This window comes from Rhizobium aureum, from assembly GCF_030182495.1.
Lineage (GTDB): Bacteria > Pseudomonadota > Alphaproteobacteria > Rhizobiales > Rhizobiaceae > Rhizobium > Rhizobium tropici_C.
This window is the reverse complement of the sequence record NZ_JAQJCI010000001.1, coordinates 1,023,386-1,046,839: the sequence shown is the minus strand read 5'-3', so window position 1 is coordinate 1,046,839 and position 23,454 is coordinate 1,023,386. Positions and strand designations below refer to the sequence as shown.

The window sequence follows — 23,454 nt, the reverse complement described above, 5'->3', positions numbered from 1 at the left end:
GGTCTGCCAGGAGATAGTTTTCAGTTGCGCCTCGAAGCCGCGAGCACGGCCCATCCGTGCGATGGCAGTCGGACCGACGTTGCGCGACCGGGAAAGGTCGTTCTCACCTCGGCAGCTCCGGCCAGCACATCGCCGCCACCCGGCGCAGGGAGAATGGTGTCGCCATCACTGAGATTGAGCGCCACGAGAAGGCTGTTGTCGTCCGCTTCCATGGCCCAGACGGCCTCCCGCTTTGTGAGGTGAATCTTGCGGCTTCTGGCTTTGAAAAGCCAGGGGTGACGACGACGAAGGCCTATGAGCTGCTGATGAAGTCGGTAAGTCGACCAGCCGAACGGTGCCAAACCCTCCGGCGCCGAGGGAAAGGCAGGCCGGACCGCATCATCGCCGCCCGCCCGGTTTTCCTTGATACCTCGAAAGGCCTGCTCATCACCCGCGTAGATGGTTGGCGTACCGCCGATGGTCAGCAGGAGTGCCAAGGCGTGGGCAAGGTGCCGTTCGTCAGTCAGCCGGCTCGCCAGTCGTGTCACGTCATGGTTTCCAACGAAGGTGAGCGGCTGGAAATGCTCGAGGAAACCGTTGTGCCGATCGAGCGCCCATTGCAGCTCGAACAGATTGCCGTCGGTGATCGCGCTCCAGATCGCTTTCCACAATTCGTACTGTGTCACGGCGTCGACGCCCGTGTCCGCCACAATCCCCTTGTAATCGCCGTGAATGACCTCGCTGAATATGTAGGCGTCGGGATGGTTTCGGCGCACATCCGAAAGCACAGTCTTCCAGAACGGTCGGGGGACTGCATAGGCTGCATCGAGCCGCCATCCAGAGGCGCCCCGGTCCAGCCAGTGGTTCATCACGCGCGTCACATAGGCGATGACATCCAGTGACTCATGATTGAGTGCGACCAGTGCGTGATGTCCTTCGAACGTCGCATAATCGGGCTCGCCTGCACTGTCCGCGCCGCTGAGCCAGCGGAACCAGCCCGCTTCAACGGAAGTTGGCCCGTTCTCAAGAGCTGCCCGGAGAAGCGGAAAGTCCCTTCCGACATGGTTGAAGACGCCATCGAGGACGACCCGCAATCCGCGTCGTTGCGCCTCGGTGATGAGCTGGTCGAAATCCCCGTCATCTCCCAGGCGAGGATCTATCCGAAAATGGTCGATCGTGTCGTAGCCGTGTGTCGATGAGGCAAAGACCGGTCCCAGCAGGAGACCTGATGCCCCCAGCGCGACCGCATAATCGAGCCAATCCACGATGTGGGCGAGACGATGACGAAGGCCGGTTTCCGCATGCTGCGCGGCCCCTACGAAACCGAGGGGATAAAGGTGCCAAAAGATTGCATTATCGATCCAGCGAGTCATGAAGTCCCGTACCCCGTTTGCCATGGCCGTCGAAGGCCAGCTTGAGCATGATGTCGGCGGCCGCGATCAAAGCCGTGCGCTCCTCTTTTGAAAGCGCTCCCAGCATTGCATCGCGCAACCACGCCTGACGCGCGCGTAAATCGTCCGCGAACACGGTCTTGCCCTTCTCCGTCAGAGCGATGATCAACGCTCGCCGGTCGGTCGGGTCTCTCCGGCGTTCGATCAACCCGTCGCGTTGGAGACCGGCAATGATCCGCGTCAGAGATTGAGGTTGAAGGCGCTCCTCGGCGGCCAGTTGCACGGCCGGCGTTGGTCCAAGGCGACCGAGCGTTCCAAGAAGACTGATCGCGGCCAGCGTCACCGCGCCTTCCGGGCGCTCCGAGCGCAAGCGTCGCCCGAGCGCGAGGACGGCACGGAGCAGGAAGAGAGCCTCTCGATCAAGATTTTTCGTCATATGCTACGCATAGCGTATCAACTGGAGAAAGGCGAGTCCTCTCCTGCCGACGCCGGTGGTCCATCAAGCGAATCCCGGCAGAATTGTTACTCCCGGCCTCTCGCCATTCGGCGGTAATTCTTTCATGGCGACCGTTTGGATCACTGCTCCTAATGGCAACTCAGCGTGAAAGGAGAAGCTCATGAACACCGACAATGAATTGACCAAAACCCTCCCGAATCATCCCCCCGTCGTTTCGGCCAGCGAATGGCGCGCGGCGCGGCAGGGGATGCTGATCAAGGAAAAGGCACATGTCAGGGCGCGTGATGCGCTTGCCGCCGAGCGCCGGAGGATGCCTTGGATGGCCGTCGAAAAGGATTATGTGTTTGAAGGACCTGACGGCAAAGCCAGCCTGCATGATCTTTTTGCCGGGCGCCGACAGCTGATCGTCTATCGCGCCTTCTTCGAGCCTGGGGTCTTCGGTTGGCCCGATCATGCCTGCCGCGGCTGCTCGCTTGGCGCGGATCAGGTTTCCAATCTGGTCCATCTAAACGCACGTGACACCACTCTCGTCTACGCGTCTCGCGCATCACAAGAGGATATCAGGCGACTGAAGACGCGCATGGGGTGGGAGCACATCCCCTGGTACACGATCACAGACGACTTCGATCGAGATTTTGGGGTCGACGAATGGCATGGTCACAACGTCTTCATTCACGACGGCGGCCAGATCTACCGCACCTATTTCACCGATAATCGCGGCGACGAGGCATTAGGCACTGTTTGGAGCTATCTCGATCTAACCCCGCTTGGGCGACAGGAAATCTGGGAGGATTCTCCGGCAGGTTATCCGCAGGAGCCTCCTTATAAATGGTGGAACTGGAATGATAACTACGAGACCGAGGTAACACCCAGTGCGCGATGGGCAGAAGTATCGGACGCAGGCGAGGCGGCATTCCGCAATGGGAAAGCCGAGCCGAAGCGATAAGGGTGGCCATCCACGGTTCGAAGCAACCGGCACTAACATGCATGGACGCATCGCGGTGCGTCCTGTCGGCCTGCGGATCCGCATTCTACGGCTGAGTTTTGCGCAGCGTCCATGTCCGCTCAGGGTCGACGTAACCCAACAGTCTCTGCGAACTTCGGCCACCGCTTGAGCGGTGGTTGACGCGGAAGTTGTGGGCTGCAGGTCGAAAAGACGTGGTCGGTCCGTCCTTTCACTGGACGATCAAACGACGAAAACCTAAAGGAGATCAAACCGCGTCATGACGGAGGAGAAACATGAAGCGCATCGAGATGGAGGTGAGTGGCGGCTGCCAGTGTGGTGCCGTGCGCTACCACGCAACCGCTATGCTCGACAATTCGCATCTCTGCCATTGCCGCATGTGCCAGAAAGCCTCGGGCAACATCTTTGCCGCGCTGGTCGCGGCGCCGGATGATGCGCTCACGTGGACACGCGGCAAACCGAGCGTCTGGAAGAGTTCGGAACTTGTCGAGCGCGGCTTTTGTGCCAATTGCGGCACGCCGCTGTTCTTCCACCACCTGGAAAACGGTCGCACCAATTTGATGATCGGTTCGCTTGACGATCCCAACGCCTTCGCGCCGCACGCCAATACATGCACCGAGAACATGGTGACATGGTTCGATACGATTACAGGCCTAGAAAATACCGGCGCGACTGAAAATAACGGCGTCGATTGGGCCGCGGCGATCAAGGGAAGCAACAACCAGCACCCCGACCACGATACCGCCTCATGGGCGGTGAGGGCGCGCGACGGCTGATCCTATTCCGGCGGTGCCGGTGCGGCCTTGTCTGTCGCGGCTATTTCGAAAGTCATCATGCCCGAAACGGACGATTGCAACAGCCTACTGTCGAGATGGTGCACGCAGAGTGAATGAAGGTCTGCTCGCCCTCTATCTCGGAATCGGTGATTATCTCTCAGAAAACTTCCATTTCCGCGCTGAAATCATTTCCGGCTCCCGTTCGAACACCAGCAAACGCTCGAAGGGAGCCATTCGCCGATAAATTTCGTAGCGCAAGATGTAAAGCGCGTCTTCCACGGCCCCTCTTCGGCGGCGGCTTTGCTAAAAGTCCAGCATAGCCCCTGTTGACCCGCCGCGGAACCCCTCCGCACGATCTGTTTCTCGGGTTCACAACCGCGCATTCTCATCCAAGATGGAACGCGGAACCGTCTAACTGCATTTAGATGGTTCCATTCATGGGGATGCGACACATGCATGGCAAGGTGACACGACATCGACATGGCAGGATTGGTAATCGAAACCTCTTTATCCGCGAAGCCGGACCGGTAGATGCTCCAGCCCTGCTTCTGCCGCATGGTTATCCATGTTCGTCCTTTCAATTCCGTCGCCTCATGCCGGCTCGTCTGGGGGGCCGCAGGACGGCTACATGCCGGCGGAATCGGCCCGCGCTTATCTTCGCGATGTGCCGGAGGCGGAACTGCATCTCATTGAGGATGCCGGTCACTGGCTGCTGGAAACACACTTCGATGACGCTCTGCCGCTCATCCGCGATCTCTCCCGAACGCTTCACTAAAACCCCAACCTATTGAGGAGCCACCGGCACGTCACCGAAAGAAGCCCAATCATGGTTACGAAGCCGACCATTGCGCGCATCTGGCGCGGCCGCACGCGTCGAGACATCGCTGATATCTACGAGCCTTACATACGGGCTGAAGGCATTCCGCCACTTCAGAACGTCGCACTCGGCGTTCAGCTCTTCCGCGAGGATCGTGAGGACGAGACTTGGTTCACCACCATCTCCTATTGGCACGACATCGAGGCGATGACCGCCTTCACCAAGGGCGAACCCACAAAGGTGCATCACCTCGACCGTTATGCCGAACTGCTGATGGAATTGCCTGAGCAAATCGAAATCCACCGCATCCTAATCGACGACCAGGACCTGCGTTGATCGGCATGTCGCTGATCTGGGCCTGACGTCACGCTGTCGCACAAGAGGAAGCATCGGAAAAAAGGCCGGGGGCTGAGCCCATGTCCTTCCTGCATCGCATCGCTGGCGACATTGCGCTGGATCTCGCCAACACCGTGTCCTGGCGTGGTACGGATCGCGAGATCGATCATCTGGCAAGCGCCGGGGACATAGTGGCGTGGGCAAAGGAAGGCGGTTTGGTTGCAGGCAGTTACGCCATAGATGCGAGCGAATGCGATATGTTGATCAACCGCACCCGTGCGTTGCGATCAGCGATAGGTGAGCCTGGCGCTGCGATTGCGCAGGGTGGGGAACCTCCCTCATCCGCCTTCGACATCATCCGCGATCTAGCTGCGGGCGCCCTGCGGTCCGCTGCTGTCTCGGGAGTTCCCGCAATCCTCGAATTTGAGGGCATTGATCAGATTGTCGACACTATCGCCTGGGCCGCGTTGGATCTGCTTCGCGGCGACGAATTATCCCGGCTGAAGCAATGTCCGCCAGACGATTGCCAATGGTTGTTCATCGACCGCACGAAGAATCTCTCGTGTCGCTGGTGCGACATGGCTACCCGCGGCAATCGAGCCAAGAAGCACGCACGTCGACATCGCGCCTGATGCTCAATTGACGACGGCACGCTGGCCACCGCACGGTCTTTCTTCTTCTCAACCGCTATAGCATGTTCTCAAGGTAGATATCTCGGCCGCAATCCGGCTCGGGATCGCCGGGCTCCGGTCATGAGATGCCCTCCGCTTCTGATGTGGAACGCCGCAAATCCGGAATTGCCGGGACGGGATTGCTCGGATCGATGGTGGCGAACGCATAGAGATTGCCGGAGCAACTAAAGTCATCTCACAATCCACTCACAAGATTTTTATAAATTAGATTTGACTAAATCCGATCCCGCTATTTTCTTCCCGCCACCCGTACCTATCTCGCACTTGCGAAATGATCGCGCATTCCAACCCGCCGGGCATGGGTACGCCCCCTGCCTGCCGTCCGGCCCATCACAAGGACTCGACAATGGGTGATTTGCTCAAAGGAATCTCCAGCTTTCGCGGTGCCGTCTTTCCCGATCATCAGGCACTTTATCGCCGGCTGGCGGAAGAAGGGCAGCAGCCGCACGCGCTGATGATTTCCTGCGCCGACAGCAGGGTGATGCCCGAAACGATCACGCAATCAGGCCCTGGCGAACTCTTCGTCTGCCGCAATGCCGGAAACATCGTTCCGCCGTTTTCCACGGCGAATGGCGGTGTATCGTCGGCGATCGAATATGCCGTCGTGGCGCTCGGCGTTCGTGACATCATCGTTTGCGGGCATTCCGATTGCGGTGCGATGAAAGGGCTCTGCCATCCCGATCTTCTGAAGCCGATGCCGAATGTCGCTGCCTGGCTGAAACACAGTCATGCGGCCCATTCGATTGTTTGCGAAGCCTATCCCGCCGATCTGCCCGAGCGCCAAAGGGTTCGCGCCATCGCCATGGAAAATGTCGTCGTCCAGCTGGACCATCTGCGCACCCATCCTTCCGTCGCCGCCAAGTTGGCGACCAGTGACATTACTTTGCATGGCTGGTTCTTCGATATCGAGACAGGAGAGGTGCTTGTTTATGACGGTGGGGCGGCTCGCTTCACGGAAATCCTCGAGGACAGGCCCTTGCCTGTCGCTGTCACCGGGCGCGGTCGTCCGCATGTGATCCCTCAAGCCGCGGAGTAGGCCGATGATGTCAAGCTCTGCTCTTTCGCGCGACTTCGCGTCGTCGCTCGTCGTATTCCTGGTCGCCATACCACTTTGCCTCGGGATTGCGGTGGCGTCAGGAGTTCCGGTGGCGATGGGCCTCATTTCAGGTATTGTCGGCGGTATCGTCGTCGGCCTTTTGGCTGGATCTCCACTTCAGGTGTCAGGGCCGGCGGCCGGTCTGGCCGTGATCGTCTTCGGCTTCGTCGAGCAATATGGCGTTGCCATGCTAGGGCCGGTTCTCATGGTAGCGGGATTGCTGCAGGTCCTTGCCGGATTCCTGAAGATTGGATCATGGTTTCGCGCCATTTCGCCTGCGGTGGTCCACGGCATGCTCGCCGGGATCGGCATCCTTATCATTCTCGGACAAGTCCATGTGCTGATGGGGGCGAGACCTGCTGCCGGAGGCATCGAGAACGTCACCGCCATGGAGCAGACCCTCGGTCGCGTATGGGGTGCGGGATTGACCCGGGAATCGGTTGCTCTCCTCGTGGGATTGATCTCTCTGCTGGCCATGATCGCATGGGAGAAGTTCAGGCCGAAGCCATTGACGCTGGTACCCGGCGCCCTGGTGGGGGTTGCGGTTGGCACGATATTGACGGCCGGGATGCAGCTGCCGATCGCCCGGGTGGAGGTGCCGTCCTCTCTCATCGAAAGCATTTCGCTGCCGACGCTCGAGAGTTTTGCCAGGATGATCGAGCCCGGTATCATCGTGGCGACGCTGGTCATCGCGGTGATCGCCAGTGCGGAAACGCTGCTGTCATCCGCGGCCGTCGATCGCATGCATGATGGTGTACGGACCCGCTTCAACAAGGAGCTGTTCGCGCAAGGCATCGGCAACGGACTTTGCGGCCTGCTTGGTGCGTTGCCGATCACGGGCGTCATCGTCAGATCCTCCGCCAACATTCAGGCAGGCGCGCGCACCCGGGCATCGGCCATTCTGCACGGCGTCTGGATTCTTGGGCTCGTGGCGTTTCTGCCGCAGCTGCTCGCAATGGTGCCACTGACGGCGCTTGCCGCCGTTCTGCTGGTGACGGGATGGCGGTTGATCAGCCTTCATCACGTCCGCCATCTCTTCGAGCACCACGGTTGGGTTCCCGTGGGGATCTGGACCGCGACGGTGGCGATGGTGGTGCTCCAGGACCTGCTCGTCGGCGTGGCGCTTGGCCTGGCTCTGTCCATACTGGAGATCTTTCCATATCTTCGTCGCAAGCTTGCGATCGACAGGTTGGAGGATGAGGAAACCATTCATCTCGATCTCGCCGGCGTGGCGACCTGCAGAGACGTTCCCACATTGCTCAATATGCTGGAAGCGCTTCCCGAGGGACGCAAGATCAGGATTGCGGGCACTCGCCTGCATTATCTTGACCATACGAGTGCCGAAACCCTGCGCGAGTGGGTGAAACGCCAGAAGAAATCGGGACGCCTGATCGAAATCCAGCATCCACCGGCCGGGCGCCATCCTCGGCTGAAGCCGATTTTTGAACGGCTTTCGGAGGAGGTAGCCTAACCTCAGCCACGCTCCAACCGCTAGAGCGGCTCAATTTTTCACGGAACCTCTGAGCCGCTCTATCCCTTTGTCTTCTCGCAATTCCGGACGGAAAACTACCGCGCATTTTCCGGGAAAGGTTCTTGGTGTGCAATCCCGGTCACAGGGAATAAAACCATCACGATACATCCAAGGTTCGCCGGACCCTCTGGGTCCGCCTACCAATCCAAGCGGATTGCAAGCTTACCCACGTGGCCGCCGGCGGCAAGGGCCGCGTAGGCATCGGAGAGCTCCGCGATCCCGAAGACCCGGTCGATCACCGGTTCGATTCGATGGGCGGCGATTGCGGCTGCCGCATCCGAGAGATTGGCCACGGACCCGGTGTTGTTTCCCACGACGCGGATTGCCTTGACGATCAACGGCATGAGATCGAGCTCGAGCTTCGAACCCGTCACGAAACCCACTGTGTAGACCACGCCCCCCTGGCGAACTGCGGCCAGGGACCGCGCAAAGGTCGAGCTGCCCACCGTGTCGAGCACAAGGTCAGCTCCTACGCCCCCGGTGAGGTCGAGTACTTCCTTGTCCCATTCGGGATTGCTTCGATAGTTCACGGTCTCGTCGGCGCCGAGCGCGCGCGCGCGATCCAGCTTTTCATCCGACGACGAGGTTATGATGACCCGCCCGCCGCGCGCCTTGGCGAGCTGCAGCGCAAAGATGGAGACGCCACCGGTGCCAAGCAGTGCGATAGTCGAGCCCGGTCCGATCTCGGCTGTCGCTAGCGCGTTCCAGGATGTGGTAGCGCTGATGGGCAAGGTCGCGATCGCTTCCCATGTCAGGTGATCGGCTGCCCGGACAAGCGTTGCCGCGTCCACCGTCGCGAACTCGGACAGCGAGCCGGGCTGATCCACTCCGCGCATGGTGCGCGCCTGCAGGGCATTCGCACGACCAGCGTGCCAGAGAATCTTGGGGTGAAGCGCCACTCGGTCATCGACGGACAGGTTGGTCACCTCCGGCCCGATCGCGATAATCTCCCCGGCGCCATCGGCGATGGGAACCAGCGGATAATTGATGCCGGGATAGCTGCCCTGCGCAACAGCAAGATCAATGAAATTCAGGCTTGCCGCCCGCATGCGGACCAGCGCCTGCCCTCTGGACGGCGAGGATGGCTCCTGTCTCTGGCGATGCTGGAAGTTATCGAGTCCGGGTCCGGTGAGTTCGATCTGATGCATGATGGCTCCCTTCAGCCGAAATCTTGCTCCAGCTGAAATCTAATACTGCGTTCCTCCGCCTTGAATTGCCTTATGTGGCGGTTTAGAACTGCGTATTATGCAGGAATGGATAAGCAATCCCGATCTTGGAGACATATCCGCCTTCGTAGCGCTCGCGGAATGCGGGTCGTTTATTGCGGCTGGCCAGAGACTGCGGCGAAATCCGACGGCTGTCTCAAGGCGTGTTCAGTCTCTCGAGGTACGGCTTGGTGTCCGCCTGGCAGAGCGTAGCACCCGCAAGGTTGTATTGACCGAAGCAGGCCGGGCATATCTTGAGCGCATCAGGCCACTTCTCGATAGTCTCAAGACAGCGGAGCTCGAGACGGCCGCTCTTGCTGAAGGCGAGCCACGCGGTTCCATCAAGCTGGCTCTGCCCTCCGCATTCGGCCGCCAATGGATCGCGCCGCTATTACCGCTTTTTCTGCGCGAGCATCCCCTTGTCTCCATTGAGGCCAGTTTTTCGAATTCCTACGTGGACCTGATCGGCGAAGGCTATGATCTGGCTATTCGTCTCGGAAGCCTTGCGGATTCGCGGCTGATCGTACGCAAGGTCGCAGACCGTCGTCGTCTTCTATGCGCCGCTCCCGGCTACCTCAGAGAAAGGGGAGAGCCCCGGACCCCCGACGAGCTCGTACACCACGCGTGCCTACGCTTCACGGGTAAAGCGAACCCGCATGTCTGGGAGTTCGACAATGCCGAGCGCGGTGAGCGTGTTGTGCCAGTTTCCGGCCCAATGGCCTCGGATGATGCCGAAACCCTTGTCCAGGCTGGAATTGCAGGCCTCGGGATAGTTTACGCCACTGACTGGCTGGTGGGGCGGGAACTCGCCGACGGGCGCCTCGTTCGAATCCTGCCCGAATGGTCGCTTCCCGACGAGGGCGGAATCTATGTCATGACACCTTCGAAAGCCGGTCTGCCCACGAAAACGCGTGCATTTGCAGACTGGATCGCAACGCGGCTCAGTCGGGCGCCATGGTCGAACCCACAACCTGAATAAGTCCAGTCTGAATGTCTTTCCTCAATCGGAAGGATGCTCCGCGTCTTGGTAGTCCGCTGGCGGTGCCAAGGTCAATTCCGTCTCATCGATGACTAGCGGACATAACGATAGTCGCGTATGAAGCTGATCCGGCCGTCGAGCCATTCCAGCCACATGAAATAGTCGGGCGTGGCATTCGCCCGATCGGAAAAGACAGCGACGACTTCCCGTCCGCCAAGCCAAGCCGGCACGAGCCACACACCTTCAATCTCCGCATAGATGCTGAAGAAGTTTCCGACGTCAGCCGAGCCGACGCGAACCGGGTACGTGGACTGATGCAGTTTGACGTCATCTGCCAGAAGCGCGCGCAGACTGTCCCAATCGCGTCCATTGAACAGCGAGACATAGCGCGCCAATGCCTCCGTTAAGCGGTTCGTCCGATGCAAGGAGCCGGAAGCTCCCGCGAAGGGTGGAGGCGGGTGGTCATGATGCGGCCGTTGCCTTGTCGAGCATTCCACCGCGTGTGCACCGCAACAAAATGCGGCACTCAAGTGGACTCCTGCCATTTAACGCGTAGTATGGAACATACCGCCATCACATCTCAGGCGCTTGTGATCGCAGGACAGAGTGTAAGCCGGTCGCCCGGGAATACGAGGAACTCTATGCCCCCTTCGAGATCGACAGACATGTCGCTGGATCGTGACCTTCGCCCTATCCTGCTGAAATGGGCAGGTAAATTCGTCGAATCGGAGGCCGCGGCAGATCGCGTTGTGCGGCGGACCATCAACGTTATCTGTGATAATCCCGAGCTGTTGGATGGGCCGCATATGAACGAGGCACTTTTCGCCCTGCTACGCCGATACGCCTTCGACGAGAATGATCTGAAAACAAGCCGGGAATCCGACAGCACGAAATCGGCCGTCAGCGATATGAACAACAAAGAAGTTCAAGTGGAAAAATAGTTTCCATAATAAGCTCTTAGATCGGTGAGCCTGCCTGTCTGGATGGACGCACAGGCCGCCTTCCGCACGGAAGGTTGCTCCTTCGATTGTTGCGGCCATTGCTCATAGAAATTGCTTGCGTACGCTCAAAGCGATCGATCGCGATTGTCGGCCATTCACAGCTTCGCTTGGCACGATCGATCATTCTCGCGGGATGCCTCGCCGGGAACCGCGGGAGGATTGCGTTAAATCGCGACTATCAATTGCAAGCGTTCTGGCGATCAGGCCGTGGAGAAGGACCTGTATTGCCCGCAGGAGGAGTTTTCTCATCTCGTTCCTCCGTTGTTCAAGCCATGGTCTCTGCCGCGCGAATGAAATTTCGCCAGCCGCCAAATTCGGTAATGTCTTTGGCCGCCGTGGTGGCGTGGGCCTCGCAGAGAAAACCGGAAACCGCCGTGCCGTCATCCAGCATAACCTTGCCGATGCCGAGCGGGGCTGGGATCTTCTGGACGAAGCGGCCGAAGGCCTCCGGTGACACCGCCCAGACCTCGACTTCTATGCCGCCGCCTGTAAAGCCCGGTTCGCGCACCAGTCCCGGCTTGGGCGGGACCGTCCCCGGCAGCGCGAAAAGACGGTAGTCGCCGGCCGTCCGGCAGGTCTTCAGCCGATAGCCACCGGAGGAGGTGAGCTCGTGGTTGAGCGGCATGCCGCTTAAATGTGCCCCGACGACAACGATCGGTACCGAGCCGTCATCCGCCGGCGGCACACGGCTTGCCTCGGGGATCGTTGCCGCGCGATCCCGACCCATGCCCGCGCTCAAGGTCCGGTGCATGGCGTCGGCGAAGGGGGCCAGCGCCTCGTCGGTGAAGGCCGGGCCGATCAGCGTCACGCCCGCCGGCAGGTGGCCATTGGCGTCGAAGCCGGCCGGAATGGCGATCGCCGCACAATTGAGCAGATTGACGAAGTTGGTGTATCGGCCGAAATGCCCGTTTTTGACGATGGGGTCCGCCATCATCTCCTCGACCGTATAAGTGGTCGGCGAGGTCGGCAGCATCAGGATATCCACCTTCTCCCATTCCCGCCGGGTCTTCTGGCGCAGCGTTTCGAGCCTGTATCTGCCTTCGAAGGCATCGACGGCATCATAGGCTTTCGCGCCTTCGATGATGGTGCGCACCGTGGGGTCGAAATCATCGGCATTGCTGGCGAGAAAATCCTTCACCGCGGCCAGCCGTTCGGCGACCCACGGTCCGTTATAGAGCAGCTCGGCCGACAGCCGGAAGGGCGTATAATCGAAGGGAACGATGGTCGCTCCGAGCGCGCGTGCCCGTTCGATTGCAGCGTCGTAAAGGGCCTCCACATCTCTGTTGCCGAAGAATTCCCGTTCTGCTTCGTCGAGCACGCCAATCCGCAGTCCGGAGGCGGGCAGGCTGGTGGGTGCCGCTTTGCGCGAGAACGGGTCGGCGGCGTCATAGCCCTCCATCACCTTGCGGATCGCAACGCCGTCGCCGACGGTCGCGGCAAAAATGGTAACGACATCGACACTGCGGCAGGCCGGCACGACGCCGACATTCGGCACGAGCCCCGGTGTGGGCTTGATGCCGACGAGATTGTTGAAGGCCGCCGGCACACGGCCTGAACCGGCCGTGTCGGTGCCGAGCGCGAAACTGGCGAGGCCCGAAGCGACGGCGACCGCCGAACCGGAGCTCGAGCCGCCTGACACATAATCCCTGTCGAAGACCGAGCGCGGTGCGCCGTGCGGCGAGCGCGTGCCATTGAGGCCGGTGGCGAACTGGTCGAGATTGGTCTTGCCGATCACCAGCGCCCCGGCGGCCCTCAGCCGGGCTACCACCGTCGCATCATCAGCGGGATGATAGGCGAAGGCCGGGCAGGCGGCGGTGGTCGGAAGACCCGCGACGTCGATATTGTCCTTGACTGCGAAAGGAATGCCCCAGAGCGGCAGGCTGTTCGGTTTCGGCGCGCGGGCCAGCAGCGCCTTGGCGGCAGTGCGCAGATCATCGTCCGGGGTTAGCGTGATGAAGATCGCCGGATCGTCGGACGCCAGGCGGCGGCGGATCACCTCCTCGACAAGATCAAAAGGAGACAAGCCGGCCGCATAGGCGGATTGGAGCGAAGCGAGATCGAGAATGGTGGGAAGCATCAGATTTCCTCCAGCACGACGAGGACATCGCCGGCTTTGACGTTGCGACCGGGGCCTGCGCGCAGATCGCGGACGCGGCCCGCGGCGTGGGCGGTCACGTTGATTTCCATTTTCATGGATTCGATGATGGCGACTGTCTCGCCCGCGACGACGGGCTGCCCCTCCTCGACGAGGACCTTCCAGACATTGCCGGGCACGGCGCTTTCAACGCCGAAACAACCTGCTGGGATGTCGCCCGCGAGACCGGGACCACTATCCTCGTCGACGGAAAAGCTGTCGAGGCCGAGATCCTTCCAGCGCTGCCGCTCGGCCTCGAAGGCCGATTGCTGGCGGGCCTTGAAGGTGCCGATCGCCAGCGCGTTGGCGGCAAGGTCCGCCTCATAGGCCGCATAGGAGAATTCGCTCTCCTCGATGCGGATCGGATAGCCGCCATGCGGGAAGGCGGCGCGCGCTTCGCTCAGTTCCTGGTGGCTCACCGGGAAGAAGCGGATCTGGTCGAAGAAGTCGAGCAGCCACGGCTTTTCCTTGGAAAAGACCGGCGTCTGGCGCCAGGTGTTCCAGACCTGGATCGTGCGGCCGAAGAGCTGATAGCCGCCGGGGCCTTCCATGCCGTAGATGCACATATAGGCGCCGCCGATGCCGACAGCGTTTTCCGGCGTCCATGTCCGGGCGGGATTGTACTTCGTCGTCACCAGCCGATGGCGCGGATCCATCGGAGTTGCGACCGGCGCCCCGAGATAGACATCGCCAAGCCCGAGGACGAGATAGCTGGCGTCGAAGACGATGTCGCGCACCGCCTGTTCGTCGGCCAGTCCGTTGATGCGGCGGATGAACTCGATATTCGACGGGCACCAGGGCGCATTTGGGCGGACGAGCTCCTGATATTTGCGCATTGCAAGTTCGGCATCGGGATCATTCCAGGAGAGCGGCAGATGCACGATCCGGCTTGGCACCTTCACCGCCTGCGCCGGCGGCAGCGAAGCCTCCATTTCGCTCAGAAGTCCGAGAAGGCGTGTGCGCGCAAGGCTCGTTCCGTCATAATGGATCTGCAGCGACCGAATGCCCGGTGTCAGGTCGATGAGGCCCGGAAGCTTTGCTTCCTTGATCGCCTGCATGAGAAGATGCACGCGCAGGCGCAGCGCGATGTCGAGCTGCATCGGTCCATATTCGACCAGCAGATTGTCGTCCCCCTGCCGGCGATAGACCACGGGCACGGGTCCCGCCTCGCTGCGCCCCATGATCGTGGCCCCCGCATCGTCGCCTATGCGCTTGACCACCGGTCCGGCGATCGGGTCCCCGGCGCGTTTTTCCGCGCGGAAGCGGATCTTGTCGCCCGGTTTGAACTGGCCCATCTTCCATTGCTCGTCGCGCGCGATTACCGCCGGGCAGACGAAACCGCCGAGGCTCGGGCCATCGGGGCCGAGAATGATGGGCATGTCGCCGGTGAAGTCGATCGCGCCGACGGCATAGGCATTGTCGTGCAGGTTGGAGGGATGAAGCCCGGCTTCGCCGCCGTCCGTGCGCGCCCATTTCGGCGCCGGGCCGATCAGGCGGACGCCGGTGCGGGCGCTGTTGAAATGAACCTCGTATTCGGTCGAAAACAGCATTTCGATATCGTCCTCCAGGAAGAAATCGGGGGCGCCGTGCGGGCCATAGAGCACGCCGACTTCCCACTCACGCGTGAGCTCGGCCGGCGCGTTGGCCGGCTTGGATCCAGGCTGCGGAGCCCGGGCAAGCCGCAGCACATGGCCGGCGCGAAGCGGTCCCGTCGCATTACCGCCGAACTGGCCCAGGCCGAAGGTCGCGCGCGAACCGAGCACCTCCGGGGCCGCGAACCCGCCGGCAACGGCGAGATAGGCCCGCTGGCCGGCTCCCGCGATCGCACCGATCGAAAGCGTCTGGCCCTCCTTGATGAGGATCGCCGCATCATGTTGAGCCGGCATGCCATCGAGCGTCATCGCCATCTGCGCGCCGGCAAGTGCGATCGTGACATCCGAGAAGAATTTCAGCACCGGTCCTGAGACGGTCAGCTCCAGCGCCGCCGTCTCGTCGGCATTTCCGACCAGCCGGTTGGCATGGCGGAAGGATCGCTCGTCCATCGGTCCGCTTGGTGGCACGCCGACATGCCAGAGGCCCAGCCGCCCCGGCAGCTCCTGCAGGCTCGACTGGGCGCCTGGCGAAACCACCTCGACCACATCTGGCAAGAAGACGAAATCCTTGAGAGCCGTGGTCGCCACATGGCCGCTCGCCAGAAGATCCGAGGCGGCGATGGCTTTCAGATAGTCGAGATTGGTCTCGATACCCGAGATCGTGCTCTCTTCGAGCGCCTTGCCGAGCGCCTCGATCGCACTTGCGCGATCTTCACCCGTCACGATCACCTTGGCAAGCATGGGGTCGTAATAGGGGCTGACCTCGGTGCCTGTCTCGATCCAGCCATCGACACGTATCTTGTCCGGAAAGACAACCTCGGTCAGCAGCCCGGCGCTCGGCCTGAAGCCGGCGTGCGGCATTTCGGCATAGATGCGCGCCTCGATGGCTGCACCCTTGGGAGCGAGGTTCTCCTTGCCCGTGAGAACGTCTTCGCCAGCCGCCTGCCGGATCATCCATTCGACGAGATCGATGCCGAAGACCGCTTCGGTCACGGGATGTTCGACCTGCAGGCGGGTATTGACCTCGAGGAAATAGAATTCTTCGTGTGCGGGGTCGTAGATGAACTCGACCGTTCCCGCCGACTGATAGTGGGCGGAGATACCGAGTGCGACGGCCGCGCCATGCAGGCGGCTCCGAACTGCATCGGATAGCCCCGGCGCCGGCGTCTCCTCGATCACCTTCTGGTTCCGGCGCTGCAAGGAGCAGTCGCGCTCGCCGAGCGCGATCACCCGGCCCTTGCCGTCGCCGAAGATCTGCACCTCGACATGGCGGGCGTTGGCCACGAAACGCTCGAGGTAGACACGCGCATCGCCGAAGCTTGCGCGCGCGGTGCGTTGCACGCTCTCGAAGGCGGCATTCAGGCTTTCCGGGCCGTGGCAAAGCTGCATGCCGATGCCGCCGCCGCCGGCGGTGGCTTTCAGCATGACCGAATAACCGATCTCGGTTGCGGCTTTCAGCGCTTCATCGCACGTTTCCAAGAGGCCGCTGCCGGGCAGCAGCGGCACGCCGCTTTCGCGGGCCAGTTCACGGGCCCTATGCTTCAGTCCGAAGGCGGCGATGTTGTCTTGTGTCGGACCGATGAAAACGATGCCTTCCTCCGCAAGCCGCTCGGCAAAGCCGATGTTCTCCGAAAGGAAGCCATAGCCCGGATGCACGGCCTCGGCGCCGGTCGTCTTGCAGGCAGCTATGACGGCATCGACATCGAGATAACTCTCACTGGCTGGCGCCGGGCCGAGCCTCACCGCTTCGTCAGCCATCAGCACCGCCTTGGAAAAGCGGTCGGCATCGGAATAGACGGCGACGGAGGCGATGCCCATGCGCCGCAACGTCTTGATGATCCGGACAGCGATTTCGCCCCGGTTTGCGATCAGAACCTTGTTGAACATGTCAGGCCTCGCTGTCCCAGACCAGCACCCGGATCGGTGTCGGATCGAAACCGTTGCAGGGATTGTTGATCTGCGGGCAATTGGAGATGACGAGCAGCACGTCCATTTCCGCTCTCAGTTCGACATAATCGCCTGGCGCGGAAATGCCGTCGACGATCGTCATCTCGCCTGACGGTTCGATCGGCACGTTCATGAAGAAGTTGATGTTGGGAACGATATCGCGCTTGCTCATGCCATGCTTGGAGACTTCCAGAACGAAATTGTCACGGCAGGCATGGAGGTATTTGGTACCGTGGCCGAAGCGCACCGTGTTGCTTTCGCAGGAGCAGGCGCCGGCCGACGTGTCGTGACGACCGCAACTGTCCGCGGTCATGGTCAGCATGACCCGGCCCTCATTCGAGATGATCTTCGTATGCGTGGAGATATAGGCGGCACCCTGTTCGCGCATCGTATCCTGGTTGGAATAGCGCTCGGAGAAGTCGGCGGCATTGTAGAACAGCGTGTCGATTGCCTGCTGGCCATAGCTATCCTCGATGCGCAACGTCTGGCCTTTCCGGACCACCGTCGAGAACGGCGCTTCCGCGGCAATGACATGATCCTGCACGGCGTTTTCGAGCGTGCGGCCCGGTGCTGTCTGGATGAAATCGCTCATGGTCTCGCTCCCCCCCTCAGATCGCCGCCAGCACGTTGTTTTCAAATCCGCGCACGGCTTCGGCGGTCGCGGTCCGGCACAGGTCGTCGGTCGATGGCTCCACGGCTGCGATACGTGTGACGGTCACCGGGTTCGGCCGGTAGCCGGGGTCGGGATCGAGCGGATGCGGGCAATTGGAAAAGCCGACGATCAGGTCCATCTCGGCACGCAGCTCGACATAATCGCCGCTGCGCAAAAGCTCCGGCTTCCATAGGAACGTGCCGTCCCGGTCGACGCGGACTGGGGCGAAGAGCGCCAGCACCGAGGGAATATCCCGCTTATCAAGCCCGGCCTTGGTGGCGAGCAGGACGAGGTTGTCTCGCGTGTTGCGCTTATCTTCCCCGTATTTCGCCGCATTCGATGACAAGGTCGAGCCACCCATCAGCGCGTCATGGGCACCGGAACTATCTTCCGTCACCGAAAACATCACCCGGCCCATGTCCGAAAAGATCACCCGGCCTTTGCCGAGTGCGGTCGTCCACTGCATCTTCACCGTATCGGGCAGGTTCAGCCTCTCGCTGGTGTCGGCGGCGCTCCAGGCGACGAGGGACAGCGTCGAGAAGCCATGATCGAGGCTGAGGCGCAACGTTTCGTGCTTCCGGAGGCGGGTCGACCAGTACCAGCCGCCGGGGATCACTTCGCGGTGGACGATCTTGTCATACGCGATTTCGGGCGCCGGCAAGGGGCTTGCCCCGGGCAGGGCCTTGGGTGCGAATTCCAGGCCCTTCCTTTGATGCTCTTCGTAGCGCGCGCGGTTGGCGGCTATTTCTTCCGGCGAACGTCTGACATGTGTTGTCATGGCTGGATTTCTCCCGACGAAGCCAGGTCGTCCCGGCGGTGCCCCAGGGAAGCGACCGGGCCGTCCCGGTCGGGGCTGAAGATCGATGGCGCGCCGGCGATGCGCGGCGGCCAGATGGAAATATCCTTGGTAATAGTCGCGCCGTAGCGCTCCTTCTCTTCCGGCCGGTTGCGGCGGCGTTCGAAGGCGACGACGCGGGTCGCAAGCGTGAAAGCTTCGCGCATGTCATGAGTCACCATGACAACGGTCATTTGCGTCTCGTGCCAGAGGCGTTTCATCAACGTATGGATTTCGGCTCGGATGCCCGGATCGAGCGCACCGAAGGGTTCGTCGAGCAGCAGGACCTTGGGGCGCATGATGAGCGCTTGGGCGAGCGCCAGTCGCTGCTGCATGCCGCCGGAAAGCTGGGCCGGATATTTGTCCTCGGCGCCGGCAAGGCCGACTTCGGCGATGAGCTGACGCGCCGCCTCGATGGCACCGCGGCGTGCGGCGCCGAAGAGTTTGGCTTTGTAGCGCGAGGCCGCAAGTTCCTTGCCGAGCAGCACGTTGCCGAGCGCGGTCAGATGCGGAAAGACCGAATAGCGCTGGAAGACTACCCCGCGATCCGCGCCCGGCTCGGCGGGCAGCGCCGCGCCGTCGAGGAAGATCGTACCGCGGGTAGGCTGCTCCTGCCCCAGCAGCATGCGCAGGAAGGTCGACTTGCCGCAACCGGACGGGCCGACCAGAGCGACGAAGGCTCGCGAAGCGACCGTCAAGGACAGGTCCTCGAGCACGATCTGGTCGCCATATTCCTTCCAGACCCTGTCTATCCTGAGCTCGCTCATGCCTGCTTCTCCAGTTCGGACCAGGGGAAGACGGCGACGCGCAGACGATCGAGAAGATAGTTCATGAGCACGGCAAGCAGGGTGATCCAGACGACATAGGGAAAGATCACATCCATCGACAGATAGCGGCGGACGAGAAAGATGCGGTAGCCCAACCCGGAATCGGACGAGATCGCTTCCGCCGCGATCAGGAACAGCCAGGCCGGTCCGAGTTGCAGCCTGAGGCAGGTGATCAGTCGCGGCAGGATCTGCGGCAGCACGACGCGAAGTGCGATCTGCCAGGAGGAGCCGCCGAGGGTCTCGGCCTTGACGATCTGCTCGCGCGGCAATTCCAGCGCCTTCAGCGCTAGGTCGCGGATCATCGTCGGCGCGACGCCGATGACGATGAGAGCGATCTTCGACGTCTCGCCGAGACCCATGACGATGAAGAGGATCGGCAGAAGCGCCAGCGGCGGCACCATCGAGATGACGGCGACGAAGGGAGAGAGCAGGGCTCTGAGATAAGGCAGCATGCCGATCAGCATGCCGATCAGCAGCGCTGTGACCGTGGAGATGCCGAGGCCCGCGAAAAGCCGGATCAGGCTTGCCCCGGTATCCGACCATAGCAGATATTCTCCCGTGCGCGGGTCGGCAATGAAGGCCATGCGGTTGATGGCGTCGGCAAAGCCGGCAAGGCTGGGCAACAGCTTGTCGTTGGCGTTTTCGGCAAGCCGCGCCGCCGAACCGGCGCCATAGGCGACGATCAGCAGGGCAAAAGGCAGGAGCGTCAGGGCAAGCTGTGCGCCGGGACTGGGCCTGGTGTTGATCCAACGCATGAGAAACTCCGCGAATGAAGGGGCAGGCGGCGCATGGGCGCCGCCGGTGAAGATTCGCTCAAAGTGAAGCGTCGGCGACGGCCTTCATGTAAGTTTCCGTGAAGCGCAGCTTGACGTTTGCGCTGTCGCCGAGAACCTTGCCATCGGGCATTTCGATGCCGATGACATCGGCCGATGGCGCACCATTGCCGAGCAGGCCCTTCTGGAACAGGAAGCTACGCACCAGATTCATCGTCTTCGGCAGGTTCGGCGAGGCGGTGAAGGCAACCGCCTCGGCGGGCTTGTCGAAGAGCTTCGTTGCGGCAAGCTGCGCCTCGAAGCCCTTCAGGTCCGTGCCCGAGGCAGCCCCCATCGCCTCGCGCGCAGCCTTGCCTTCGGGCGTGTCCGCTTTCATCAGCGCCACCGTTTCATACCAGATGCCGGCCAGCGCCTTGCCGAAATTCGGATTGTCCTTCAGCACATTGCTGTTGGCGACCATCAGGTCGATGATTTCGCCAGGCACCTGCGAACTGTCGAAGACCTTCTTGGCGGAAGGTTCTTCGAGAATGGTCGAGACCAGCGGATTCCAGGTCACGACGGCGGAGACGTCGGGCGTCTTGTAGGCCGCGACCATGTCGGCGTCGGAGGTATTGACCACCTTCACGTCGCGTTCACTAAGCTTGATGCTGTCGAGCGCGCGGGCGAGCAGATAGTGCGAGACGGAATATTCGACGAGATTGACGTTTTGCCCCTTGATGTCGGCCAGGCTGGTCTTGTCCTTCAGGATGACCGCGTCATTGCCGTTGGAAAAGTCACCGACGATGACGGCAGTCGTATCGACGCCGCCGGCGGCGGGGATCGACAGACCGTCCATATTGGTCAGCGTCACGGCGTCGAAGGCGCCGGCGGTGTACTGGTTCATCGACTCGACATAATCGTTGAACTGGGTGACCTCGATGTTGATGCCGTATTTGTCGGCCCATTTCTTGACGATGCCGTGGTCGCTCGCATAGCCCCAGGGCATCCAGCCGACATAGATGGACCAGGCGACCTTGAAACTGGTTTTCGGCGCGGCACTGGCGACGGAACCGAGCCCGAGGGTCAGCGATATCGAAAGGGCCGTTACGGAAAGGATCTTCGAAAAAGTCTGCATAGAAATTCCCCTTTTGCTTTTTTCAAAAAGGGATCGGCAAAGACCATCGCGCCGCCAATCCCTTGGCTTACGAGGTCTCCCGGGCTTTTATCCCGCCGTGCATCCGGTGGGATTTCTCCCCCGACCGGTGGTGGCTCTCGGACCAGCACGCTTTATCCAAGCGCCGGAACCCTAGCCACCAACTCGATTTTCAGGGAAGCAAGGTGCGTGCCAGTTTGCAAATCATTGATTTTATTACCCGGCGGCAAAGTCTTTCTTCTAAAAATTCAGCAAGTCAAAAATGCGCACGAAAAATGTGCAATTTCGTGTGGCGGTTTGATCCTCCGGTAGGCAGCAGCGGGTGATGACAGTCCCGCGACCGGCATGTGGCAGCCCTCAGCGGCCGTATCCGGATGTTGCAGATTATCGCGTTAGCCCTGCCCACCTTGCCCGCCGCTTCTTCATTCTCCGACATAGGCCGCGAGTTCATCGGCTGTCCCGTGCTGGAAAGTCTCCTTCAGATAGTCAAGAAGGGCCGAGACGCGGGCGCTGAGGAGGCGACGTGTCGGATAGAGCGCCCAGAGTGCGGTATCGGGTCCATCAACATCGCCCCAATGCACCAGGGTGCCGGCAGCAAGATCGGAACTTGCCAGCGACAGGGGCAGGCGAGCCACGCCCGCACCCAGGCGAACCGCATCGCGGACCATGAGAAAAGACGACAGGCTCAGAACCGGCTTGACTGTTATCGTCGACTTCCCCGCCGATGTCGTCACCTCCCACGTTTCGGTTTGCCTCAGTGCTCCTCGGGTGACTGCCGGCAACGGACTGCGGTCTGTCGGCGGCATGAAGTCCGGTCTAGCCACGACCACCAAACGATCGCGGAGGAAAACGCGACCGACTAGGTTCGCATCCGGCTCGGGATTGACGCGGATGACCAGGTCATAGGCTTCCTCGATCATGTCGACAGTCCGGTCTTCCGTCGTGATCTCAAGCTGAACTTCGGGATACTTGATGACAAAGCCGGCCGCTAGCTTACCGATGGCCGTCTGCGAGAAGAGCAAAGGCGCGCTGATGCGCAATCGGCCGCGCGGGCTGCGACCGCCCGAAGCGATCGCTTTCGCCGTCTCGTCGAGCTCGATCAGCAGAGCGCCTGTACGCTCGAACAGAGCGCGTCCTTCTTCCGTGAGCTTGAGCGTTCGCGCGCCTCGCTCGAACAGGCGCAGATCGAGATTTGCTTCCAGCTCGGCCACGCGCCGGGAGAGCGTTGCCTTCGGACGGCCGGCTGCGCGTGCGGCTTTACCGAACCCGCCATAACGGGCAACCAGATTGAAGTCGGCAAGGGCGAGCAGATCCATGTGTTTCACCAGTGAGACGATGCGTCCAGATATAGCGTCTATCGGGATTAATTTGGATCATTAACTTGGTGGATGTCAACTGAACCCAATCTGGAGTAACCACCATGACCATTCTCGTTACTGGCGCCACCGGCCGTGTCGGCCGTCATGTCGTCGAACAGCTTACGCAGCGCGGTGCCAAGGTGCGCATCCTGACGCGCGATCCCTCGAAGGCTGATGTTCCGGCCGGCGTCGAGGTCGCTCAGAGCGATCTGCTCGACATCGATGCCCTGCGTGGCGCCTTCCATGGCATAAGCACGCTGTTTCTGCTGAATGCCGTTACGGGCGACGAATTCACCCAGGCGATCATCGCGCTCAATGTTGCTCGCGAGGCGGGCGTCGACCGCGTTGTCTATCTGTCGGTGTTCGAAGCCGATCGGGCGGTAAACGTGCCCCATTTCGCCGTCAAGTTCGGCGCAGAGCGCATGCTCGTGCAGATGGGCTTCAGCGCCACCATCCTGCGTCCGACCTACTTCATCGACAATGAGCTGATGATCAGGGACGTGGTCCTTGATCACGGCGTCTATCCAATGCCGATCGGCAGCAAGGGCGTTGCCATGGTGGATGCCCGCGATATCGCCGAGGTCGCCGCGATCGAGTTGATCCGCCGCGATTCCGCTTCGGGCAAGCTGCCGATCGAGACCATCAACCTGGTCGGACCCGACACGCTGACCGGCCCTGGCGTGGCGAAGATCTGGTCGGATATCCTGGGCCGCCCGGTCGTCTACGGCGGCGACGATCCCAGTGGGTTCGAGCAGAGCATGGCGAGCTTCATGCCGAAGTGGACGGCCTATGAGATGCGCCTGATGGCGGAGCGCTACGTCAGTGACGGCATGATTCCTGAGGCTGGCGACGTCGAACGGCTAACCACGATCCTGGGTCGTTCGCTGCACTCCTATCACGACTTTGCGGTCGCGATTGCGACCTCGGTCTAACATCCGGCCCACCCGACCCACGCCATCCGGCAGCTCGGCATGGAGCTG

At 61.3% G+C, this 23,454-nt stretch carries 21 protein-coding genes, 1 pseudogene and 1 riboswitch; of the genes and pseudogenes, 10 read left to right on the top strand and 12 right to left on the bottom strand.

Features of this window, described 5'->3' with window-relative positions; all coding sequences use genetic code 11:
- Positions 1-20 precede the first annotated feature (20 nt).
- Positions 21-1,352, bottom strand: a complete 1,332-nt coding sequence (locus PH552_RS04935; RefSeq protein WP_285165616.1) for an alpha-amylase family glycosyl hydrolase — start codon at positions 1,350-1,352, stop codon at positions 21-23.
- Positions 1,333-1,713 carry a MarR family winged helix-turn-helix transcriptional regulator gene (locus tag PH552_RS04930; RefSeq protein ID WP_285165615.1) on the bottom strand — a complete coding sequence of 127 codons (381 nt, stop codon included), beginning with the start codon at positions 1,711-1,713 and terminating at the stop codon, positions 1,333-1,335. The genes PH552_RS04935 and PH552_RS04930 overlap by 20 nt, the downstream gene beginning before the upstream one ends.
- A gap of 274 nt (positions 1,714-1,987) precedes the next feature.
- Between PH552_RS04930 and PH552_RS04925 the strand changes: the two genes are divergently transcribed.
- From PH552_RS04925 to PH552_RS04895, 7 genes are all read left to right on the top strand, one after another.
- The gene (locus tag PH552_RS04925) at positions 1,988-2,773 is read left to right on the top strand and encodes a DUF899 domain-containing protein (protein WP_285165614.1); all 786 of its coding nucleotides are present in this window, start codon (positions 1,988-1,990) and stop codon (positions 2,771-2,773) included.
- Between the two features lie 293 nt (positions 2,774-3,066).
- A complete protein-coding gene (locus PH552_RS04920; RefSeq protein WP_113249020.1) occupies positions 3,067-3,567 on the top strand; it encodes a GFA family protein in 501 nt (166 codons plus the stop codon).
- A gap of 628 nt (positions 3,568-4,195) precedes the next feature.
- Positions 4,196-4,342, top strand: coding sequence for an alpha/beta fold hydrolase (locus PH552_RS04915; protein ID WP_483315467.1), 147 nt, complete (start codon positions 4,196-4,198; stop codon positions 4,340-4,342).
- A gap of 51 nt (positions 4,343-4,393) precedes the next feature.
- Positions 4,394-4,720 carry an antibiotic biosynthesis monooxygenase family protein gene (locus tag PH552_RS04910; protein ID WP_285165613.1) on the top strand — a complete coding sequence of 109 codons (327 nt, stop codon included), beginning with the start codon at positions 4,394-4,396 and terminating at the stop codon, positions 4,718-4,720.
- Between the two features lie 80 nt (positions 4,721-4,800).
- Positions 4,801-5,352: a CGNR zinc finger domain-containing protein gene (locus PH552_RS04905; protein WP_113249018.1), complete on the top strand. Its 552-nt coding sequence runs from the start codon at positions 4,801-4,803 to the stop codon at positions 5,350-5,352.
- Positions 5,353-5,758: 406 nt separating this feature from the next.
- Entirely contained in the window at positions 5,759-6,448 is a 690-nt protein-coding gene (locus PH552_RS04900) for a carbonic anhydrase (protein ID WP_112345532.1), read from the top strand.
- A 4-nt stretch (positions 6,449-6,452) separates the two neighbouring features.
- Entirely contained in the window at positions 6,453-7,979 is a 1,527-nt protein-coding gene (locus PH552_RS04895; RefSeq protein WP_285165611.1) for a SulP family inorganic anion transporter, read from the top strand.
- 197 nt (positions 7,980-8,176) lie between these two features.
- Here the strand turns inward: PH552_RS04895 and PH552_RS04890 are convergent, their stop codons facing one another.
- The gene (locus tag PH552_RS04890) at positions 8,177-9,187 is read right to left on the bottom strand and encodes a zinc-dependent alcohol dehydrogenase family protein (RefSeq protein ID WP_113249016.1); all 1,011 of its coding nucleotides are present in this window, start codon (positions 9,185-9,187) and stop codon (positions 8,177-8,179) included.
- A gap of 97 nt (positions 9,188-9,284) precedes the next feature.
- Between PH552_RS04890 and PH552_RS04885 the strand changes: the two genes are divergently transcribed.
- Positions 9,285-10,223, top strand: a complete 939-nt coding sequence (locus PH552_RS04885; protein WP_285165610.1) for a LysR family transcriptional regulator — start codon at positions 9,285-9,287, stop codon at positions 10,221-10,223.
- A 21-nt stretch (positions 10,224-10,244) separates the two neighbouring features.
- Here the strand turns inward: PH552_RS04885 and PH552_RS04880 are convergent.
- Positions 10,245-10,627 (bottom strand): annotated as a pseudogene (locus PH552_RS04880) (nuclear transport factor 2-like protein); the annotation flags it as partial.
- Positions 10,628-10,888: 261 nt separating this feature from the next.
- Between PH552_RS04880 and PH552_RS04875 the strand changes: the two are divergent.
- On the top strand, positions 10,889-11,164 hold the full coding sequence (locus PH552_RS04875; protein ID WP_112345536.1) for a hypothetical protein: 276 nt from the start codon (positions 10,889-10,891) through the stop codon (positions 11,162-11,164).
- 325 nt (positions 11,165-11,489) lie between these two features.
- Here the strand turns inward: PH552_RS04875 and atzF are convergent, their stop codons facing one another.
- From atzF to PH552_RS04835, 8 genes are all read right to left on the bottom strand, one after another.
- Positions 11,490-13,301, bottom strand: coding sequence for an allophanate hydrolase (gene atzF / locus PH552_RS04870; protein WP_285165609.1), 1,812 nt, complete (start codon positions 13,299-13,301; stop codon positions 11,490-11,492).
- The gene (gene uca, locus PH552_RS04865) at positions 13,301-16,837 is read right to left on the bottom strand and encodes an urea carboxylase (protein ID WP_285165608.1); all 3,537 of its coding nucleotides are present in this window, start codon (positions 16,835-16,837) and stop codon (positions 13,301-13,303) included. The genes atzF and uca overlap by 1 nt, the downstream gene beginning before the upstream one ends.
- Before the next feature lies 1 nt (position 16,838).
- Positions 16,839-17,489 (bottom strand): urea amidolyase associated protein UAAP2, encoded by a 651-nt coding sequence (locus PH552_RS04860; protein ID WP_112345539.1) that lies wholly within the window; start codon positions 17,487-17,489, stop codon positions 16,839-16,841.
- Between the two features lie 16 nt (positions 17,490-17,505).
- Positions 17,506-18,327, bottom strand: coding sequence for an urea amidolyase associated protein UAAP1 (locus tag PH552_RS04855; RefSeq protein WP_113249012.1), 822 nt, complete (start codon positions 18,325-18,327; stop codon positions 17,506-17,508).
- The gene (locus tag PH552_RS04850) at positions 18,324-19,151 is read right to left on the bottom strand and encodes an ABC transporter ATP-binding protein (protein ID WP_112345541.1); all 828 of its coding nucleotides are present in this window, start codon (positions 19,149-19,151) and stop codon (positions 18,324-18,326) included. Before PH552_RS04850 ends, PH552_RS04855 begins: the two co-directional genes overlap by 4 nt.
- Entirely contained in the window at positions 19,148-19,966 is an 819-nt protein-coding gene (locus PH552_RS04845; protein ID WP_112345542.1) for an ABC transporter permease, read from the bottom strand. The genes PH552_RS04850 and PH552_RS04845 overlap by 4 nt, the downstream gene beginning before the upstream one ends.
- A gap of 58 nt (positions 19,967-20,024) precedes the next feature.
- Complete coding sequence (locus PH552_RS04840; RefSeq protein WP_113249011.1) at positions 20,025-21,098, bottom strand: putative urea ABC transporter substrate-binding protein; 1,074 nt, start codon at positions 21,096-21,098, stop codon at positions 20,025-20,027.
- A 74-nt stretch (positions 21,099-21,172) separates the two neighbouring features.
- Positions 21,173-21,284: riboswitch (guanidine-I (ykkC/yxkD leader) on the bottom strand.
- A 254-nt stretch (positions 21,285-21,538) separates the two neighbouring features.
- Entirely contained in the window at positions 21,539-22,432 is an 894-nt protein-coding gene (locus PH552_RS04835; RefSeq protein ID WP_112345544.1) for a LysR family transcriptional regulator, read from the bottom strand.
- Positions 22,433-22,536: 104 nt separating this feature from the next.
- On the opposite strand from PH552_RS04835, the gene PH552_RS04830 reads away from it, so the two are divergent.
- The gene (locus tag PH552_RS04830; protein WP_113249010.1) at positions 22,537-23,406 is read left to right on the top strand and encodes an SDR family oxidoreductase; all 870 of its coding nucleotides are present in this window, start codon (positions 22,537-22,539) and stop codon (positions 23,404-23,406) included.
- Positions 23,407-23,454 lie beyond the last annotated feature (48 nt).

Bases quoted from the DNA above. Each gene is read 5' to 3' on its own strand.
- PH552_RS04935 (WP_285165616.1), bottom strand. From the start codon at position 1,352: ATGACTCGCTGGATCGATAATGCAATCTTTTGGCACCTTTATCCCCTC.
- PH552_RS04925 (WP_285165614.1), top strand. From the start codon at position 1,988: ATGAACACCGACAATGAATTGACCAAAACCCTCCCGAATCATCCCCCC.
- PH552_RS04920 (WP_113249020.1), top strand. From the start codon at position 3,067: ATGAAGCGCATCGAGATGGAGGTGAGTGGCGGCTGCCAGTGTGGTGCC.
- PH552_RS04915 (WP_483315467.1), top strand. From the start codon at position 4,196: ATGCCGGCGGAATCGGCCCGCGCTTATCTTCGCGATGTGCCGGAGGCG.
- PH552_RS04910 (WP_285165613.1), top strand. From the start codon at position 4,394: ATGGTTACGAAGCCGACCATTGCGCGCATCTGGCGCGGCCGCACGCGT.
- PH552_RS04905 (WP_113249018.1), top strand. From the start codon at position 4,801: ATGTCCTTCCTGCATCGCATCGCTGGCGACATTGCGCTGGATCTCGCC.
- PH552_RS04900 (WP_112345532.1), top strand. From the start codon at position 5,759: ATGGGTGATTTGCTCAAAGGAATCTCCAGCTTTCGCGGTGCCGTCTTT.
- PH552_RS04895 (WP_285165611.1), top strand. From the start codon at position 6,453: ATGATGTCAAGCTCTGCTCTTTCGCGCGACTTCGCGTCGTCGCTCGTC.
- PH552_RS04890 (WP_113249016.1), bottom strand. From the start codon at position 9,187: ATGCATCAGATCGAACTCACCGGACCCGGACTCGATAACTTCCAGCAT.
- PH552_RS04885 (WP_285165610.1), top strand. From the start codon at position 9,285: ATGCAGGAATGGATAAGCAATCCCGATCTTGGAGACATATCCGCCTTC.
- PH552_RS04875 (WP_112345536.1), top strand. From the start codon at position 10,889: ATGTCGCTGGATCGTGACCTTCGCCCTATCCTGCTGAAATGGGCAGGT.
- atzF (WP_285165609.1), bottom strand. From the start codon at position 13,301: ATGCTTCCCACCATTCTCGATCTCGCTTCGCTCCAATCCGCCTATGCG.
- uca (WP_285165608.1), bottom strand. From the start codon at position 16,837: ATGTTCAACAAGGTTCTGATCGCAAACCGGGGCGAAATCGCTGTCCGG.
- PH552_RS04860 (WP_112345539.1), bottom strand. From the start codon at position 17,489: ATGAGCGATTTCATCCAGACAGCACCGGGCCGCACGCTCGAAAACGCC.
- PH552_RS04855 (WP_113249012.1), bottom strand. From the start codon at position 18,327: ATGACAACACATGTCAGACGTTCGCCGGAAGAAATAGCCGCCAACCGC.
- PH552_RS04850 (WP_112345541.1), bottom strand. From the start codon at position 19,151: ATGAGCGAGCTCAGGATAGACAGGGTCTGGAAGGAATATGGCGACCAG.
- PH552_RS04845 (WP_112345542.1), bottom strand. From the start codon at position 19,966: ATGCGTTGGATCAACACCAGGCCCAGTCCCGGCGCACAGCTTGCCCTG.
- PH552_RS04840 (WP_113249011.1), bottom strand. From the start codon at position 21,098: ATGCAGACTTTTTCGAAGATCCTTTCCGTAACGGCCCTTTCGATATCG.
- PH552_RS04835 (WP_112345544.1), bottom strand. From the start codon at position 22,432: ATGGATCTGCTCGCCCTTGCCGACTTCAATCTGGTTGCCCGTTATGGC.
- PH552_RS04830 (WP_113249010.1), top strand. From the start codon at position 22,537: ATGACCATTCTCGTTACTGGCGCCACCGGCCGTGTCGGCCGTCATGTC.